The sequence below is a fragment of the Leyella stercorea genome (assembly GCF_019052365.1).
Lineage (GTDB): Bacteria > Bacteroidota > Bacteroidia > Bacteroidales > Bacteroidaceae > Prevotella.
The window spans coordinates 1-830 of the sequence record NZ_JAHQUY010000180.1 but is presented as its reverse complement, the minus strand read 5'-3'; the positions used below and the strand labels follow the sequence as shown (position 1 = coordinate 830).

Sequence of the window (830 nt, the reverse complement as noted above, 5' to 3'; positions counted from 1 at the left end):
AAAAACACAACGCAAATTATAAGATTTGCTATAATAAAATTCTCTTTTGAATTTGAGAAAGGGAAATAGATATTTCCTATTAGAATTCATGGTAGACTATTGCAATAGTTCTTTAACTTTTATGGGAGGAGGTATAGAACCTGGTTTGAATGGTACAATTGAGTCAATTAAATCTATAAAAATAATAGATTCCAATGGCAATGATATATCCTCGTTGTTTCATAATCTTACAATTGAGGACAATGATTTATGGCTCGACGATTACTTAGTTTTTTCTAAAAATTATAATATTGATTCTTTGGTAAATAGCATAAATCATCGAGATAGAAATGAAATTGGACAAAGAATTACTATTCCACGCTTATTCGTGATTGATTCTACTTCTGTAATCCCAGACTCTATTATTCTAAATTTTGGAACACATTCTATCATTAGTAATGTCAAATATAAAAAAAGTAAGCCTTTTGTTTTAAGTACAAGTGATAGATAGAAATATAAAACTACGTCACAATATTCAAATAATGAGATTTATTCTTGTTAGAGTTGTTCCTACCAATGGTAAGAGGAATAAATATTGTTGATGCACGGACAAGCCCTTGCGCTATCGAATACGATGCGAATGCCGTTGGTCTTAATCTTGTCGAAGCGAAGGATGCGCTTTCTTTTGGGTCACTCTCGCATACCGCTGCGTCATCTTCACATCCTTATGACCGAGCATCTTGCAGATGGTCTACATCGGCACACCTGCCTCCAGCGTAATGAGGCTGGCGAACGTGTGTCGTCCCGAATGGTAGAAATAGGTAAGTCCGTACTCTTTTCCACAAGCACAT

General features: G+C 34.8%; 1 protein-coding gene and 1 pseudogene. One reads left to right on the top strand and one right to left on the bottom strand.

Annotated features, from left to right (window positions below; all coding sequences use genetic code 11):
- Positions 1-121 precede the first annotated feature (121 nt).
- On the top strand, positions 122-490 hold the full coding sequence (locus KTQ90_RS13500; RefSeq protein ID WP_217318847.1) for a hypothetical protein: 369 nt from the start codon (positions 122-124) through the stop codon (positions 488-490).
- A gap of 141 nt (positions 491-631) precedes the next feature.
- On the opposite strand, the pseudogene KTQ90_RS13495 reads toward KTQ90_RS13500, so the two are convergent.
- A pseudogene (locus KTQ90_RS13495) lies at positions 632-830 on the bottom strand (tyrosine-type recombinase/integrase); the annotation flags it as partial.